At 69.1% G+C, this 14093-nt stretch carries 13 protein-coding genes and 1 pseudogene; 11 read left to right on the top strand and 3 right to left on the bottom strand.

What is annotated here, in order from left to right; translation table 11 throughout:
* Positions 1-68 precede the first annotated feature (68 nt).
* The 8 genes and pseudogenes from AC2YHA_RS18995 (at position 69) to AC2YHA_RS18960 (ending at position 9014) form a co-directional block, all read left to right on the top strand.
* Positions 69-1100, top strand: coding sequence for a LacI family DNA-binding transcriptional regulator (locus AC2YHA_RS18995; protein ID WP_487402890.1), 1032 nt, complete (start codon positions 69-71; stop codon positions 1098-1100).
* Between the two features lie 116 nt (positions 1101-1216).
* On the top strand, positions 1217-2659 hold the full coding sequence (gene uxaC, locus AC2YHA_RS18990) for a glucuronate isomerase (protein ID WP_487402884.1): 1443 nt from the start codon (positions 1217-1219) through the stop codon (positions 2657-2659).
* 21 nt (positions 2660-2680) lie between these two features.
* On the top strand, positions 2681-3523 hold the full coding sequence (gene kduI, locus AC2YHA_RS18985) for a 5-dehydro-4-deoxy-D-glucuronate isomerase (RefSeq protein ID WP_487402883.1): 843 nt from the start codon (positions 2681-2683) through the stop codon (positions 3521-3523).
* Complete coding sequence (gene kduD / locus AC2YHA_RS18980) at positions 3520-4275, top strand: 2-dehydro-3-deoxy-D-gluconate 5-dehydrogenase KduD (RefSeq protein ID WP_487402882.1); 756 nt, start codon at positions 3520-3522, stop codon at positions 4273-4275. The genes kduI and kduD overlap by 4 nt, the downstream gene beginning before the upstream one ends.
* Positions 4276-4393: 118 nt before the next feature.
* Positions 4394-5398 (top strand): sugar kinase, encoded by a 1005-nt coding sequence (locus AC2YHA_RS18975; protein WP_487402881.1) that lies wholly within the window; start codon positions 4394-4396, stop codon positions 5396-5398.
* Between the two features lie 39 nt (positions 5399-5437).
* Positions 5438-7009, top strand: a complete 1572-nt coding sequence (locus tag AC2YHA_RS18970; protein WP_487402880.1) for a carboxylesterase/lipase family protein — start codon at positions 5438-5440, stop codon at positions 7007-7009.
* 244 nt (positions 7010-7253) lie between these two features.
* A pseudogene (locus tag AC2YHA_RS18965) lies at positions 7254-7616 on the top strand (YciI family protein); the annotation flags it as partial.
* A gap of 126 nt (positions 7617-7742) precedes the next feature.
* Positions 7743-9014 carry an RNA polymerase sigma factor gene (locus AC2YHA_RS18960; RefSeq protein ID WP_487402879.1) on the top strand — a complete coding sequence of 424 codons (1272 nt, stop codon included), beginning with the start codon at positions 7743-7745 and terminating at the stop codon, positions 9012-9014.
* A gap of 109 nt (positions 9015-9123) precedes the next feature.
* Here the strand turns inward: AC2YHA_RS18960 and AC2YHA_RS18955 are convergent, their stop codons facing one another.
* Positions 9124-10173, bottom strand: a complete 1050-nt coding sequence (locus AC2YHA_RS18955; RefSeq protein WP_487402878.1) for a glycosyltransferase family 4 protein — start codon at positions 10171-10173, stop codon at positions 9124-9126.
* Between the two features lie 10 nt (positions 10174-10183).
* Entirely contained in the window at positions 10184-11791 is a 1608-nt protein-coding gene (locus AC2YHA_RS18950; protein ID WP_487402877.1) for an alpha-amylase family glycosyl hydrolase, read from the bottom strand.
* Between the two features lie 78 nt (positions 11792-11869).
* Between AC2YHA_RS18950 and AC2YHA_RS18945 the strand changes: the two genes are divergently transcribed.
* Genes AC2YHA_RS18945 through AC2YHA_RS18935 form a run of 3 tightly spaced genes read left to right on the top strand, consistent with a single transcriptional unit; the run spans position 11870 to position 13452 of the window.
* Positions 11870-12130 (top strand): CBU_0592 family membrane protein, encoded by a 261-nt coding sequence (locus tag AC2YHA_RS18945; RefSeq protein WP_487402876.1) that lies wholly within the window; start codon positions 11870-11872, stop codon positions 12128-12130.
* Between the two features lie 3 nt (positions 12131-12133).
* The gene (locus AC2YHA_RS18940) at positions 12134-13045 is read left to right on the top strand and encodes a hypothetical protein (protein ID WP_487402875.1); all 912 of its coding nucleotides are present in this window, start codon (positions 12134-12136) and stop codon (positions 13043-13045) included.
* Complete coding sequence (locus AC2YHA_RS18935) at positions 13042-13452, top strand: GNAT family acetyltransferase (protein ID WP_487402874.1); 411 nt, start codon at positions 13042-13044, stop codon at positions 13450-13452. Before AC2YHA_RS18940 ends, AC2YHA_RS18935 begins: the two co-directional genes overlap by 4 nt.
* A gap of 35 nt (positions 13453-13487) precedes the next feature.
* Here the strand turns inward: AC2YHA_RS18935 and AC2YHA_RS18930 are convergent, their stop codons facing one another.
* Complete coding sequence (locus AC2YHA_RS18930; protein WP_487402873.1) at positions 13488-14048, bottom strand: hypothetical protein; 561 nt, start codon at positions 14046-14048, stop codon at positions 13488-13490.
* Between the last annotated feature and the right edge of the window lie 45 nt (positions 14049-14093).

Genomic DNA, 14093 nt, shown 5'->3' with positions numbered 1-14093 from the left:
GCCCCTCCCGGACGGGCAGCCACCACCACCGCCGTTGCACCGGCGCAGGATCGGCGTATCCCTTGCGCATGAAGAAGTCCGCGCAACCCACGATCAACGATGTCGCCCGCGTGGCGGGGGTCTCCAAGAAGACGGTCAGCCGGGTGATCAACCGCTCGCCGCTACTCAACGACGAGACGCGCCGGAAGGTCGAGGAGGTGATCAGCGATCTCGGCTACATCCCCAATCCTCAGGCGCGCGCGCTGGCGCTCCGGCGCAATTTTCTGATCGGCCTCGTCCACGACAACCCCAATGCCCAGACCGTGATGAACGTGCAGCAGGGCATGCTGGAGGCGCTGCACGGCACCGAGTTCGAGATGGTGGTGCGCCCGCTCAACCGCGGTTCGGCGACGATGCTGGACGACCTGCGCCATTTCCTCGAGCGGCAGCGGCTGTTCGGCGTGCTGCTGATGCCGCCGGTCAGCGAGAACGACACCGTCGCCCAGCTGTGCGACGCGATCGGCTGCCGCTACGTGCGCATGGGGTCGGCGATGCTCGACAGCGACGAGCATATGGTCGCATCCAACGACCGCGAGGCGGTGCGCGCCGCGACCGACTATCTGATCGCGCAGGGCCATCGCCGCATCGGGTTGGTGAGCGGCCCGCACGGCTTCCGCTCGGCGCGCGAGCGGCGGACGGGGTTCGAGGAAGCGCTGTCCGCCGCCGGGATCGCGCTCCCGCGCAGCATGGTCGCGGACGGCAACTACACCTTCGAATCGGGCGTGGTCGCGGCCGAGCGGCTGCTCGACCTGATGCCGCGGCCGACCGCGATCTTCTCCTCGAACGACGAGATGGCGGCGGGCGTGGTCCATGTCGCGCGCCAGCGCGGGCTCGATGTGCCGCGCGACCTCTCGGTGATCGGGTTCGACGACACGCCGATCGCGGCGCACATCTGGCCGCCGCTGACGACGGTGCGCTGGCCGATCGCCTCGATGGCGCGATCGGCCGCGCTCAAGCTGATCGCGGACCCGGTCGACAACGACGAGAATGTCGTGCAGGAGCCGTCGATGTTCCTGTCGACGCTCATCCGCCGTGCATCGGTCGCGCCGCCGCGCGATTGAACGGACGGGTGGGGCGGCGGGAGCGGTTGCACCACGCCCTAGTGGTTGCACCGCAATCTGACACCGGTTACCAGAGCGCCCGCGGCGCTCCTGAGAAAGCGTGAGGAGACGATGTGATGGCACGGCGACTGGAGCTCGACCCCGATCGGCTGTTTCCGGCGGACGCGGCGACACGCGCGATTGCCCGCAGCCTATACGCCGGCATCACCGAGCTGCCGATCGTGAGTCCGCACGGCCATACCGATCCGCGCTGGTTCGCCGAGGATACGGCATGGACCGACGCGACCACGCTGCTGCTCGCGCCCGACCATTATCTCTACCGGATGCTCTACAGCCAGGGCATCGCGCTCGACGCGCTCGGGGTGCCCGATCGGAATGGGCCGCCGGCGACCGATCCGCGCGCGGCGTGGCGGCTGTTCGCGGCCAACTACCACCTGTTCCGCGGCACGCCGTCGCGGCTGTGGCTCGACCATGTCTTCGCCGAGGTGTTCGGGATCGACGTCGCGCTGGAGGCGGCGACGGCCGACCATTATTACGACGCCATCGGCTCGGCCTTGGCGACCGAGGCGTTCCGCCCGCGGGCGCTGTTCGATCGGTTCCGCATCGATTTCCTCGCCACCACCGAAGGCGCGCAGGACGACCTCGGTCATCATCATGCGATCCGCCGCTCGGGCTGGGGCGGGCGGGTCGTCACCACCTATCGCCCCGACGGCGTGATCGACGTCGAGCATGAGGCATTCAAGCCCGCGATGGCGCGCTTCGCCGAGCTGACCGGCGAGGACGTCTACGGCTGGAGCGGCTATCTCGCCGCGCACCGCAAGCGTCGCGCCGATTTCCGCGCCGCGGGCGCCACCGCGACCGATCACGGCCATCCCACCGCCGCCACCGCCAACCTGTCGCCGCAGGAGGCGGAGGCGCTGTTCCGCCGCATCGTCGGCGGCGACTGGACTCCGGCCGACGCCGAGCTGTTCCGCGCGCAGATGCTGACCGAGATGGCGGCGATGTCGGTCGAGGACGGCATGGTGATGCAGATCCACCCCGGCTCCTGCCGCAACCACAATGCCGGCCTGTTCGCCAGCCATGGCCGCGACAAGGGCGCCGACATCCCGACGCGCACCGACTATGTCCACGCGCTGAAGCCGCTGCTCGACCGGTTCGGCAACGACAGCCGGCTGTCGGTGATCCTGTTCACGCTCGACGAGAGCACCTATGCGCGCGAGCTGGCGCCGCTCGCCGGCCATTACCCGTGCCTGAAGCTGGGCCCCGCCTGGTGGTTCCACGACAGCCCCGAGGGGATGCGCCGGTTCCGCGAGATGACGACCGAGACCGCCGGCTTCTACAACACCGTCGGCTTCAACGACGACACCCGCGCCTTCCTGTCGATCCCGGCGCGGCATGACGTCGCGCGGCGGGTTGACTGCGCCTTCCTCGCACGGTTGGTGGCCGAGGGCCGCCTGGCCGACTGGGAAGCGGCCGAGCTGGCCGAGGAGCTGACCAGCGGCCTGGTGCGCCGCGCCTACAAGATCGACGACCCCCATTTCGCCGCCCAGGCGGCCTGACCCGAAGACGGAGCCTCGTTCATGTTCGACCGGACCTATTACGCCACGCATCCTGACATGATGGAGTGCGTCAGCAACGAGGAGCTGCGCGACCGTTACCTGATCCAGGACCTGTTCCGTGCGGGCGAGTGCGTGCTGAACTACACCCACGCCGACCGTTTCGTGATCGGCGGCGTCGCGGTGGGGGCGAGCCCGGTCAAGCTGCCCGACCAGACCGAGCCGCCGTCGGCCGCGGGCCATCCGTTCCTCGAGCGGCGCGAGCTGGCGATCGTCAACGTCGGCAAGGTGGACGGCACCGTCACCGTCGACGGCGAGGCGTTCACGCTCGGCAACAAGGACTGCCTCTACGTCACCATGGGGGCGAAGGACGTGCAGTTTTCGGGCGAGGGCGCGCGCTTCTACCTCGCGTCGTGCCCGGCGCATAAGGCGTTCCAGACGCGCAAGGTCTCGATCGCCGACGCCAACGCGCTGGAGCGCGGCAGCCTGGAGGAATCGAACGAGCGCACCATCTTCCAGCTCGTCATCCCGGGCGTGTGCGACAGCGCGCAGCTGGTGATGGGCCTGACCGTGCTCAAGCCCGGCAGCGTGTGGAACACCATGCCGCCGCATATCCACGAGCGCCGCAGCGAGATCTATTTCTACTTCGAGCTCGACAATACCGACACCGACCGCGTGATGCACTTCATGGGCGAGGGCGAGGCGACCCGGCACATCGTCATGCAGAACGAGGAGGCGGTGATCTCCCCGCCATGGTCGATCCACATGGGCGCCGGGACCAAGTCCTATGCCTTCATCTGGGCGATGGCCGGCGAGAACCAGGACTATACCGACATGAACGTCCTCGACATCTGCCAGCTCGCATGACCAATCCCTTCGATCTTTCCGGCAAGGTGGCGGTGGTCACCGGGGCCAACACCGGCATCGGCCAGGCGATCGCGCTGGCGCTGGCGGAGGCGGGGGCGGACATCGCCGCCGTCGGCCGCACACCGGCGAGCGAGACCGTGGAGAAGGCGCGCGCGCTCGGCCGGCGCGCCGAGATCGTCTCCGCCGACCTCTCGACCATCGAACCTGTGCAAAGGGTCGTGGATGAGACTGTGGACAAGCTCGGTGGGCTAGATGTCCTCGTCAACAACGCCGGCATCATCCGCCGCGCCGACGCTGTCGACTTTACCGAGGAGGATTGGGACGCGGTGGTCGACACCAACCTCAAGTCGGTGTTCTTCCTCTGCCAGGCGGCAGGTCGGCACATGATCGCGCAAGGGTCGGGCAAGATCATCAACATCGCCTCGATGCTGACCTTCCAGGGCGGCATCCGCGTGCCGAGCTACACCGCGTCCAAGTCGGGCATCGGCGGCCTCACCAAGCTGCTCGCCAACGAATGGGCGGCCAAGGGCGTCAGCGTCAACGCGATCGCGCCCGGCTATATCGCGACCAACAACACCGCCGCGCTGCAGGCGGACGAGGTGCGCAACAAGGCGATCCTCGACCGCATTCCGGCGGGGCGCTGGGGCGATGCCAGCGACCTCGGCGGCGCCGCGGTGTTCCTGGCGAGCCGGGCCTCAGACTACGTCCAAGGCCATATCCTCGCAGTGGACGGCGGCTGGCTGGCACGATGACGTTGCCGCATTCCCATCGTCACCCCGGCCTTGTGCCGGGGTCCACTATGCCCCAAGCGGCAGCCTTTGCGGCTCGGTGGATGCCGGACCAAGTCCGGCATGACGAAGGAGGAGAGGCATGACGCTTGTGGCTTTCGGTGAGATCATGCTGCGCCTGTCGCCACCGGGCCGCGAGCTCTTGCTGCAGACGCCGAAGCTCGACGTATGGGTGGCGGGCGCCGAGGCGAACCTCGTCACCGGGCTCGCGCGGCTCGGGCACGATGTGGCGATGGTGAGCGCGGTGCCGGACAACGACCTCGGCCGTGGCGCGCTGACGACGCTGCGCGGGCACGGCGTCGATTGCTCGGGCATCCAGTTGAGCGGCGAACGCATCGGCCTCTATTTCGTGACGAGCGGCGCCGGCCTCCGCGCGACCGACGTCGTCTACGACCGCGCCCATTCCGCCTTCGCCGAGGCGCCGGTCGCGAGCTGGGACTGGGACCGGTTGCTCGAAGGCGCCGACCGGCTGCACCTGTCGGGCATCACCCCGGCGCTGGGACCGGTGCCGGCCGAGGCAGCGGTCGCGGCGGCCGAGGCGGCGAGCGCGCGCGGTATCCCGGTGTCGTTCGACGGCAACTGGCGCGGCAAACTGTGGGAGCGGTGGGACAGCGATCCCCGCGCGATCCTGTCGCGGCTGGTGGCCCATGCCGACCTCATGTTCGGCAACCATCGCGATATCGCGCTGCTGCTCGACAAGCCCTTCTCCGGCGACGGCGAGGCGAGGCGGCGCGAGGCGGCGGAGGCGGCTTTCGACGCCTTCCCCAAGCTCCGGACGATCGCCTCGACCGCGCGCCACGTCATCGACAGCGACCATCACCGCCTCTCTGCGCGCATCGACACGCGCGACGGCACCGCCCAGACCGAGGAGGTGGCGGTGACCGGCATCGTCGACCGGATCGGTGCCGGCGACGCCTTCGCGGTCGGCGTGCTGCACGCGCTGCGCCGCGGCGAGAGCATCGAGGCGGCGGCGCGCACCGGCCTCGCGCTCACCATACTCAAGCATTCGCTGCCGGGCGACGCCTCGCTGTTCGGACAGCGCGATCTCGATCAGGCCTTGCAGGGTGGAGCCGACGTCCGGCGCTGACCCGCCGCCGCCCGCATCCGCAGATATGGGGAGGGGACGATGACGGAGGGGAATGTTTCGCGTCGCACGGTGATGGCGGCGGGGCTGGCGTTGACCTTGCCGAGCGCTGCCTGGGGGCAGTCGGGCTCCGAGGTGACCGCCCCCGCCGGAACCTTCGTCGGCGACCGGCAGGCGGACGGCGTGACGGTGTTCCGCGGCATCCGCTACGGCCGGGCGAAGCGCTTCATGGCGCCCGAGCCTGAGCCGCGCGCGCCGGCGCCGGTGCGGGCACTCGCCTTCGGTCCGTCGTGCCCACAGGCAGGGCAGGGCTATCGCGGCGACGTGCCCGGCGTCACCGCGAGCGAGGATTGCCTCGTCCTCAACGTCTGGACGACCGGGCGCGGCAGCGCGCCGAAGCCGGTGATGTTCTACATCCATGGCGGCGCCTATTCCTCCGGCACCGGATCGAGCGCGCTCTACGACGGCAGTCGGCTCGCGCGCGAGCAGGACGTGGTGGTTGTCACCGTTAACCACCGTCTCAACGTCTTCGGCTATCTCTATCTTGCCCGGCTCGATCCGCGCTTTCCCGACAGCGGCAATTGCGGCCAGCTCGACCTGATCCTCGCGCTCAAATGGGTGCAGGACAACATCGCGGCGTTCGGCGGCGATCCCAGGCGCGTGATGGTGTTCGGCCAGTCGGGCGGCGGCGCCAAGATCGCGACGATGATGGGGATGCCTGCCGCCAAGGGCCTGTTCCACCGTGCGGTCACCATGAGCGGACAGCAGGTCACCGCCTCCGGCCCGCTCAACGCCACCGCGCGCACCCGCGCCTTCCTCGCCAGGCTCGGCGATCCGGGCATCGACGCGCTGCTGGCGATGCCGGCGGAGAAGCTGGTCGACGGCCTCGCCGCGACCGACCCGATCCTCGGCGGCGGCGTCTATTTCGGGCCGGTGCTCGATATGACATGGCTGGTGCGCCACCCGTTCTGGCCCGACGCCAACCCGCAGTCACTCGCCATCCCGATGATCCTCGGCAATACGAAGCAGGAGACGGGTGCCTTCATCGCCCCGGACAGCCCGACGATGCAGGGCCTCGACTGGAGCAACATCGCCGAGCGCATGGCGCCGCAGCTGCGCATCGACATCCTGCCCGAGTGGGTCGTCGCGCGATATCGCGAGCGCTATCCCACCTGGTCGCCCGAGCAGGTGATGTGGGACGCGACCACCGCCGGGCGGAGCTGGCGCGGCCAGGTGATCGAGGCGGAGGAGCGCGCCCGCGCCGGCGCGCCCGCCTGGGTCTATCAGGTCGACTTCGCCTCGCGCACCGATCCGCGGCGGGGGGCGATGCACACGATGGATATCCCGCTCGCGTTCGGCACGCTCGACGCGCCGGGATCGCAGACCGGCACCGGCGCCGACGCGCGCGCGGCGTCCAAGGCGGTGCAGGACAGCTATGTCGCCTTCGCGCGGACCGGCGATCCCAACCATGCCGGCCTGCCGCGCTGGCCCAAGTACGACCTCCAGACGCGCGCGACGATGATCTTCGACACGGCCAGCCGGGTCGAGAACGATCCGCGCCAATGGCAGCGCGAGCTGTTCGCGCGCGTGCCCTACATCCAGCCGGGGACTTGATAGGATGAAGGCGATCGACCGCCGCACGGCGATATGGGAACGATCGGCGGCGTGCTGGTTGCAACGACATGTAAAGCAGGAAATGGCAGCAAACCTGCGGCGGGCTTTCCTGGAAGAGCGATCGCTTCGACGCGGGTTTGGGCGGCTTGAGAAAAATTTGCGGAACGCTGTCGATTCCCGACAAGCTCGTTCGTCGTCCCGATGAGAGGCCAAGAGGGGCCGGCTCAGAACAAGGAGACAGACGATGCGTGTGATGGTGTTCGTGAAAGCCACCGAGGACAGCGAAAAGGGCATGGCCCCCACGCCCGAGACGCTGGAGATGTTCGAGGCGATGGGCCGGTTCAACGAGGAACTGGTCAAGGCCGGCGTTTTAGTGGCCGGGGCCGGGCTCAAGCCCAGCGCCGAGGGTAAGCGCGTCGCCTTCGATGGTCCGGGCCGCACGGTCATCGACGGGCCGTTCGCCGAGACCCGAGAGCTGGTCGCCGGCTTCTGGATCTGGGAGGTCAGGGACATGGATGAGGCCGTGGCCTGGACGAAGCGCTGCCCCAATCCCATGATGGGCCCGAGCGAGATCGAGATCCGGCCGTTCTACGAGGAGGCCGATCTGGCAGAGTACGTGACGCCCGAGAAGCTGGCGACGCCCCGTGAGGGCGAGCGCGGGAAGCTCGGCGTCGCCTGATCCCGCTCGCGGGAACCGGCTTGTCCCGCCCGCGGTCCTGGCCGAAAAGGCGGCGTGACCGCAGGCGAGACGCATCAGGCGATCGAGGCGACCTTCCGCATCGAGCGGGCCAGGCTCATTGCGGGCCTGGCCCGGCTGGTGCGTGACATCGACCGTGCGGAGGAGCTGGCGCAGGACGCGCTGATCGTCGCGCTCGCCGAATGGCCGAGGACGGGCGTTCCGGCCAATCCCGGCGCCTGGCTGATGACGGCGGCCAAGCGCCGCGCCATCGACGCGATCCGCCGCGACAAGATGCGGGCACGCAAGCATGACGAGATCGCGCGGGAGCAGGACGACATCTGCGACGACGAGGCGCAGGCGATCGCGGCGATGGACGACGATCTCGGCGACGAGCTGCTGGGCCTCATCTTCGCGGCGTGTCACCCCATGTTGTCACCGGATGCCCGCGCGGCGCTCACCCTGCGGGTGGTCGGCGGCCTGACGATCGACGAGATCGCCCGCGCCTTCCTGTCGAGCGAGGCGACCATCGCCCAGCGCATCGTTCGCGCGAAGAAGGCGATCGCCAAGGCCGGATTGCGCTTCGAGGTCCCGCGGGGCGCCGAACGGACGATGCGGCTGCCCTCGGTGCTCGAAGTCGTCTATCTCATCTTCAACGAAGGCTATGCCGCCACCGCCGGCGACGACCTCGTCCGGCCGAGCCTGGCCCAGGAGGCGCAGCGGCTGGGCCGTATCCTGGCGGGGCTGATGCCCGAGGATGCCGAGGTGCTCGGCCTGCTGGCCCTGATGGAGATCCAGGCATCGCGCCTGCCCGCACGCATCGGTCCCGATGGCGCGTTCGTGCCGCTGACCGAGCAGGATCGCGGGCGCTGGGACCATTTGCTGATCGAGCGGGGCCTCGCCGCGCTGGCCCGGGCCGAAGCGCTGGCCGGTGCCGAGGATTGCGGCCCCTATGTGCTGCAGGCTGCGCTCGCCGCCTGCCACGCCCGCGCGCGCCGGGCCGAAGATACCGACTGGCCGCGCATCGCCGCACTCTATGACCGGCTGCGCGTCGTGGCGCCCTCACCCGTGGTCGACCTCAATCGCGCGATCGCCCACAGCATGGCGTTCGGGCCCGAAGCGGGCCTCCGGCTGGTGGACGAGATCGCCGACGCCGCCGCTCTCCGCCACTATGCGCCGTTGCCGGCGGCGAGAGGCGACTTCCTGTTCCGGGCCGGCCGATTGGCCGAGGCGCGTGCGGAATTCGAGGCTGCGGCCGCGCTGACCCGCAACGCGCGCGAAAGAACCTTTCTGCTGGCACGGGCGGATGCCTGCGAGAATCCCGTCTAGAGTCCGTTCAAATGAAGTGAACTCGTGCTCCTGCGAAGGCAGGAGCCCTGGATTACCGGGTGTCGCTTGCAGCCAAAGCTCCTGCCTTCGCAGGAGCACTGACGCTGCTTCAATCTGAACCGGACAGACTCTGGAAGCTGGCTCGATCCGCCTCATCGAGGATCCGCCGATAGAGCGCCAGATACTCATCCGCCATCCGCTCGACCGAGAAGCGCTCCTCCGCCGCCCGGCGGCAGGCGGTGCGGTCGATCTCGCCGATCCGCCCGATCGCCGCGACGGCCTCGTCGAGATCGCGGACGAGGAAGCCGGTCACGCCATCCTCGATCAGCTCCGGCATCGATCCGCGCGGATAGGCGATCACCGGCGTGCCGCAGGCGAGCGCCTCGACGACCGACAGGCCGAACGGCTCCTCGAAGCCGATGAGGTGGAGCAGCGCCTTCGCCTCTCCCAGCGTCCGCGCGCGATCGGCGCCCCCGACGACGCCGAGGTGGATCACGCGATCGCCGTCGACGAATGGGGCGACCTCGCGCTCGTGATAGCTCTGGTCCTGCACGATGCCCGCCATCCTCAACTTGTGCCCCGAGGCGAGCGCGGCGCGGATTGCTTCGCCGGCGCCCTTGTCGGGGTGGATGCGGCCGAAGAAGACGAGATCGGGACCGCCCACCGGATCGAAGGGGAAATCCTCGATCCGGATGCCGTGGTGGATGGTCGCGGCATAGCGGAGGTCCGGGTGGCGATCGGCCTCGCTGATCGCGACATAGGCGACGCGGTCGTCATAGCGCCGGTAGACCGGCACGATCCGTTCCGACGAGAAGCCGTGGATCGTCGTCACCATCGGCGTCGCGACCAGCCGCGAGAAGGTTAGCGGCATGAAGTCCGCCTGATTGTGGATGAGGTCGAACTCGTCCGCGCGCTCGAACAGATGGGCGATGTGCAGGATCTCCTGTACCTTGGCGTCGAGCCCCGGGGCCTCCGAATAGCCGCGCGGCACGACCGCCTCGAGCTGGCCGGCGGTGATCGAATCGGCGGTCGCGAACAGCGTGACGTCGACCCCGCGCGCGACCAGCGCCTCGGTGAGCAGGCTGGTCGCCAGCTCCCAGGGGCCATAGGCGCGGGGCGGGGTGCGCCATGAAATCGAGCTCAGCATCGCAACGCGCAAGCATCACCTCCTAGCGTCGGATCGATAGAATGGCTTCGTTCGGCCGCAGCCGCGTGCGGTCCGCGGGCAGGTCGCCGTGAATGGTCGAGAGGAGCGGCGCGTAGTCTCGTGCGATCTCCGGCATCGCCTGCGGTTCGCCGCCGAGGTTCAATACGACCAGGAACTCCTCCCCGCCGCCACGCCGCAGATAGGCGAGCACGTCGCCCTCGGCCTCGACGGGGGCGTAGCTGCCGATCGACAGCGCCGGGCGGCCGCGCCTGAGGCGGAGCAGGCGCCGGTAGAGGCTGAGCATCGATGCCGGGTCCTCCCGCTGCGCCGCGACATTGCGGGTCGGCCAGTCGGGATGGAGCGGCAGCCAGGGCGTGCCGGCGGTGAAGCCGGCATTGGCCGAACCGTCCCACGCCATCGGCGTCCGCGCCGGATCGCGGCCGAGGCCGAGCCCCGGCTCGCGCAGCTCCTTGGGATCGCGCACCTGATCGGGGCCGAGCACGACCTCGCCGATCCCGATCTCGTCCCCCTGGTAGAGCGTCGGCGTGCCGCGCAGCGTGAGCAGCAGCATCGCCGCGACCCGCGCCTGCGCCTCGCCCAGCCGCGCGGCGACGCGGCGCGCGTCGTGGCTCCCCAGCACCCAATTGGGCCAGGCGCCGGGCGGCAGCGCGGCCTCATAGGCATCGATGAAGTTCGCGATGCCGCGTGCGTGCCACGGCGCCTCGATCAGCTCGAAGTTGAAGGGCAGGTGCACGCCCTTCGCCTGCGCGCCGTAATAGGTGACGAGCTTCGACAGCGGCAGGCAGACCTCGCCGACCAGCACCCGCTCGTCGCCGCCGCCATAGCTGTCGGCGAGCGCGCGCATCTCGGCGATCAGGTCGTGCACCTCCGGCTGGTCGGTCGAGTTGAGCTGGAGCACCATGAACTTCTCGCCCATCGACGGGTGATAGTCCGGGTTGACCGGATTGTCGGGAAAGCCCTCGGCCTTGACGATGTGCCACAGCACGTCGATGCGGAAGCCGTCGACGCCGCGGTCGAGCCAGAAACGCATCGCGTCGAACATCGCCCGGCGCAGCTCCGGGTTGCGCCAGTTGAGGTCGGGCTGCTCCTTCAGGAACGCGTGGTAGTAATATTGGCCGGTCGCCGGGTCGTGCTCCCAGGCCGAACCGCCGAAATCGCTTGTCCAGTTGTTGGGCGGCCCGCCGTCGGGGGCGGGATCGCGCCAGATGTACCAGTCGCGCTTGGGCGAGGCGCGCGACGAGCGGCTCTCGATGAACCAGGGGTGCCGGTCGGAGCTGTGGTTGGGCACGAAGTCGAGCAGCAGCCTGAGCCCGCGCTCATGCGCGGCGGCGAGGAGCGCGTCGAAATCCTCGATCGTCCCGAACAGCGGGTCGACGCCGCAGTAATCGGCGACGTCATAGCCGAAATCGGCCATCGGCGAGGGAAACATCGGCGACAGCCAGATCGCGTCGACGCCGAGGTCGGCGATATGGTCGAGCCGCTGGCGGATGCCGACGAGGTCGCCGACGCCGTCGCCGTTGCTGTCCTGGAACGAGCGCGGATAGACCTGATAGACGCACCCGGCCTCCCACCATCGCTTCGTCACGTCGATACCTCCCGCTGCTTCCATTATCGATGAAGGCCCGTTTTGGTTCCTACTTCCGGCCGCTCGCTTGCCGAGGCGGGGCGGCTGGGCAATAGGAGGCCCATGGGACTGAGCCCCGAGCGCATCGCGATCGAGATCGTCGGCTGGACCGGCGCCGCGCTGATCCTGATCGCCTATCTGCTGCTATCGGCGGGGCGGCTCACCGGTCAGTCGCGGCTCTACCAGTGGCTGAACGTCGCCGGCGCCGCGGCGTTCGTGCTCAACAGCGGCTGGAACGGCGCGATCCCCTCGGCGACGCTCAACGTGATCTGGATGGGGATCGGGCTGTTCACGCTGTGGCGCATCCGGCAGGGGATGGCCTGAGGCGTGCTCTTCTCCTGCTTCGATTTCCGCCTCCGCTCCGAGATTCCGCTCGGCGAGCTCACGCCCGCCGACGATCCCGACGACGCGCGGCCGATCGTGGAGATCAGGCTGGGCAAGCTGCCCGAGCTGCTCGCGGGGGCACCGCCGGCGGTCCATGGGCTCCAGGCCGCGGACGGCGAGGCGCTGCTCACCGTCACCGGCAACGCGCGCTACCTGATCCGCGAGGGGCGGGAGATCGTGGTCGACCCGCTGCCGGGCGCGGCGGAGCGCAACGTACGGCTATTCCTGCTGGGTTCGGCGCTCGGCATCCTCGTCTATCAGCGCGGGCTGCTGCCGCTCCACGCCAACGCGATCGTGGTCGAGGGCGGCGGCGCGGTGGCCTTCACCGGCCAGTCGGGCGCGGGCAAGTCGACGCTCGCCGCGCACTTCCAGCGCGCCGGCTATCCCGTGCTGTGCGACGACGTCTGCGTGGTCGGCTTCGACGATGCCGGCGTGCCGCTCGCCTGGCCGGGCCTGCCGCGGCTCAAGCTGTGGGAGGACGCGGCCCACGCCTTCGGCCACGATCCCGCCGCGCTCGACCGCGCCGTCGAGGGGCTGGAGAAATTCCATGTGCCGATCGGACGGACCGCCGATGCGCGGCCGGTCCCCCTCCGCCGCCTCTATACCCTGGCGCGCGCCGAGGACGGGGAGGGCCGCATCCTGCCCCTGCGTGGCAGCGAGGCGATGGCGGCGGTGATGGAGAACAGCTACCGCGGCCTCTACCTCCCGACGCTCGGCGCGACCGCGGCGCATTTCCGGCAATGTGCGATGCTGCTCCGCCATGTCGAGGTATTCGCCGCCACCCGCGCCTGGGGCTTCGACGTGTTCGACCGCGAGGCGGCGATGCTCGAGCGTCATGCGGCGGGCGCGGCATGATCCGTACGGCGAAGGCGGAGGACCAGGCGGCCGTGGTCGCGCTGTGGCGCGAATGCGGGCTGACGCGCCCGTGGAACGATCCTGACCGTGATTTCGTGCTGGCAGCGGACGGCCCTGCCTCGACCATATTGGTCGCCGAGCGCGCCGGACGCATCGCCGGCAGCGTGATGACCGGCTTCGACGGCCATCGCGGCTGGGTCTATTACCTCGCCGTCGCGCCCGACGCGCGCCGCGCCGGCCTCGGCCGCATGCTGATGGCGGCGGCGGAGGCATGGCTGCGCGAGCGCGGCGCGCCCAAGGTCCAGCTGATGGTCCGCGAAGGCAACGACGCGGCGCTCGCCTTCTACGCGGCGCTGGGGCTAGAACCGCAGCCGGTGGTGACGCTTGGTCGCTTCCTTGGAGATTGACCCGCGGCGGTCAGGTGCGCGGCCAAACGGACCCGCTATTTTCTTCCCAGCAATAAGCGCAATTGCTCATCGGTTGCGGACCCGACATCGACCGATACCTGCGGGCCTACGCCATCCGTAGCATTGGTCAGACCGTTCAGCAGTATGAGTGAGTTGCCTGTGGCAGCCTTCCTAATCAGGACGAGAACCGCAGACCCGTCAGCTGCCCATGTACTCGAATAACCGGCGGAGCGGAGCAGTGCCCAGGCGGCGCTAAAGGATTGGCGGCCGTCCTTGGAATTCGTCATCACGATATGGCATAGGTTCGGTTTGTCGCCCACGCCGATGAAGATGTTTTCGGGTTTCTTCTTGAGCCGATACCAGACCGGGACGTGCGGATACCTGTCGGCAATTTCCACCGGTCGTTTTGGTAACCGCTCCAATATCGCCTGTGAAGGCGACGCATTGGTGGAGGCCACCCCAAGGCATACGTCCGGAATGACGTTGGCGAAGGTGATGGGCATGTCGGGGTCCTGTGGCGGCCGCGTTTGAGCGATGGCGCTATCAGCGGCCGTCAGCATCGAGACGAGAAGCAGAGGGGAGAGAAGAGTGCGCATGGGGTCTGTTCCGCTTTTTCCGGCTCTATCGCCTCGCGGCCGTTA

Source organism: Sphingomonas sp. SRI_018, assembly GCF_057586275.1.
The sequence above is the reverse complement of the archived record's forward strand: the minus strand, read 5'-3'. Positions and strand labels throughout refer to the sequence as shown.

Coding starts and splice junctions, on each gene's coding strand:
- AC2YHA_RS18995 (WP_487402890.1), top strand. CDS start 69: ATGAAGAAGTCCGCGCAACCCACGATCAACGATGTCGCCCGCGTGGCG.
- uxaC (WP_487402884.1), top strand. CDS start 1,217: ATGGCACGGCGACTGGAGCTCGACCCCGATCGGCTGTTTCCGGCGGAC.
- kduI (WP_487402883.1), top strand. CDS start 2,681: ATGTTCGACCGGACCTATTACGCCACGCATCCTGACATGATGGAGTGC.
- kduD (WP_487402882.1), top strand. CDS start 3,520: ATGACCAATCCCTTCGATCTTTCCGGCAAGGTGGCGGTGGTCACCGGG.
- AC2YHA_RS18975 (WP_487402881.1), top strand. CDS start 4,394: ATGACGCTTGTGGCTTTCGGTGAGATCATGCTGCGCCTGTCGCCACCG.
- AC2YHA_RS18970 (WP_487402880.1), top strand. CDS start 5,438: ATGACGGAGGGGAATGTTTCGCGTCGCACGGTGATGGCGGCGGGGCTG.
- AC2YHA_RS18950 (WP_487402877.1), bottom strand. CDS start 11,791: ATGGAAGCAGCGGGAGGTATCGACGTGACGAAGCGATGGTGGGAGGCC.
- AC2YHA_RS18945 (WP_487402876.1), top strand. CDS start 11,870: ATGGGACTGAGCCCCGAGCGCATCGCGATCGAGATCGTCGGCTGGACC.
- AC2YHA_RS18935 (WP_487402874.1), top strand. CDS start 13,042: ATGATCCGTACGGCGAAGGCGGAGGACCAGGCGGCCGTGGTCGCGCTG.
- AC2YHA_RS18930 (WP_487402873.1), bottom strand. CDS start 14,048: ATGCGCACTCTTCTCTCCCCTCTGCTTCTCGTCTCGATGCTGACGGCC.